This is a genomic window from Moorena sp. SIO4E2 (genome assembly GCF_010671945.1).
In the GTDB taxonomy this organism is placed as follows: Bacteria; Cyanobacteriota; Cyanobacteriia; order Cyanobacteriales; family Coleofasciculaceae; genus Moorena; species Moorena producens.
Map to the genome: position 1 here is coordinate 1 of NZ_JAAHIE010001051.1, position 1,840 is coordinate 1,840.

A 1,840-nucleotide genomic window follows, 5' to 3' on the forward strand; every position below is an offset into this window, starting at 1 on the left:
CAGACAATCAGTTCTGGTGGAGCTGGTGCTGCAACTGCCAACTAGGGAATTGAACAACTGATTGGGGAGGTGGAACGCCTCAAAAGTCTGTTGAACAAAGACAGCCAGACTTCATCAAAACCCCCATCAAGTGATTTAATCAGAAGGTCAGAGAAAAAACCGTCGAAGGAATCAGATTCCGAGAAACGAAAACCAGGAGGACAACCAGGACACAAAGGGAAAACCCGAAAAGGATTTGGGCGGGTTGACCGATATGTAGTAGTCGAACCTCAAAGAAGTCCTAACTGTCAGGGAAATCATTGGGAAAGTAGGGATTGCTCAACCCGAAGCTATGTGGTGGCTCAACTGGTAGAGCATCCGATCGAAATTGTAGAGTACCAGCATCAGGCAAGGATATGTGATCACTGTGGGACTGTGGTTGGGGGAGAGTTACCCGAGAATGTCATTGCAGGACAAGACAAGGAGCGCGTTCCTTGCAGGCAATGCTGGCGAAAGTTGGGACACTACGGTCATTTGTCTTATCAAAAGCAACAGGAATGGTTGCAAGAGTTTGGGAACATCGAGGTAAGTTTAGGAACTAAAGATGCCACCACCCGGCGGGTCGCCTCTGCCGTTACTCCACAAGTGAGTGAATTAAAAGAGTGGGCCCGTGAATCAACCTCATGTCCACGTTGACGAGTCTCCATGGTTGGTCAATGGGGTGAAAGAATGGATGTGGGTGCTTTCAGGATACGGATATAGTTTGTTCCATGCCGGGGACACTCGTTCAAGAGCCGAACTTGAATATCTACGTAGGTCTTGTTTTGCAGGAGTCCTCAGTTCCGACGAATAAGCGCGTCTACAACGGTTATGAAGTTGCAGCGATCACAAAAGTGTCTGGCTCATCTACGACGACATTTTCAGCAAGTCGCTCGTCTGAAACAGCCTCACCAACTTCGCTTGGGTCAAGCCTTTATTGAGTTGATTGATGAAGCTTTTGCCCAACACCGTCAGTGGCGTGAGACTGGTGAGGCATCAGTTTATGCTTCTTGGGCTGAGTCTTTCAAGGGGCGAGTAACTGAGGCAATTGAGAGCTGGAGTTCAAAAGCTGCAAATCGCTGCGGGGTTGTTGCTCAAGTCTTGTCTTGATGCAGTCGCTCATGGGGGGAACCCCCAAGACCGCGCTGCATCGCTGAGGCACAAGTCCGAGCAATGGTGGTATTTCCTAGACTACCCACAAGTCCCACCCGATAATAATCGGGCAGAACGCTCTTTGCGTTTGGCAGTGACTAAGCGTAAAGTCGCAGGGGGGTCTCGCTCCTGGAATGGGTTTGAGCGTTCAGCAACAATATTGACGTGTGATTCAGTCAAGTCGTGCTAAGCGGGCGTAATACCATAAAGTTCCTGAGTCAGGCTGTGTCCTTAGCAGTCAGGCAGCGTTCTCACGAATTGTCTCTGATTCCGCTTTTGAAGTGAGTGGGGTGACTTTGTCAATCCCTACACCTGAATGCTTACGGTTACACAGTTAAATTCACCAGCTTTCTTCTGGTTAGATGGTCACTATAGTGGACCAGGAACCGGTGGGGAGAGCAATGAATGCCCATTATTATTAGAGCTTAAGCCAGCATTAGCCATTTCTGGATCGGTTATAATGATTGATGATGCAAGATGTTTCTTAGGACCTCCTCCTCCTCCTCACCAATCATCTCATTGGCCTCGAATCGATGACATTTTTCACCAGATCAAACAACTCGCTCCTACCTATATCACTACAATACAGGATGATGTGATCATTTCAGTGCCTTCTGAACTCAAGATGATCCTCGACGAAGATTGGCTGGGGAAGTTTAATCTTCGCTTA

Annotated in this window: 3 protein-coding genes and 1 pseudogene; all 4 read left to right on the top strand. The window is 48.3% G+C overall.

Features of this window, described 5'->3' with window-relative positions; all coding sequences use genetic code 11:
- Positions 1–60: 60 nt before the first annotated feature.
- Positions 61–675, top strand: a complete 615-nt coding sequence (locus F6K37_RS40495; protein ID WP_287256938.1) for a DUF6444 domain-containing protein — start codon at positions 61–63, stop codon at positions 673–675.
- 180 nt (positions 676–855) lie between these two features.
- On the top strand, positions 856–1,128 hold the full coding sequence (locus tag F6K37_RS40500; RefSeq protein WP_287256935.1) for an IS66 family transposase: 273 nt from the start codon (positions 856–858) through the stop codon (positions 1,126–1,128).
- Positions 1,109–1,360: an IS66 family transposase gene (locus F6K37_RS40505; protein ID WP_502708809.1), complete on the top strand. Its 252-nt coding sequence runs from the start codon at positions 1,109–1,111 to the stop codon at positions 1,358–1,360. The genes F6K37_RS40500 and F6K37_RS40505 overlap by 20 nt, the downstream gene beginning before the upstream one ends.
- 126 nt (positions 1,361–1,486) lie before the next feature.
- Positions 1,487–1,840: pseudogene (locus F6K37_RS40510) on the top strand (hypothetical protein); the annotation flags it as partial.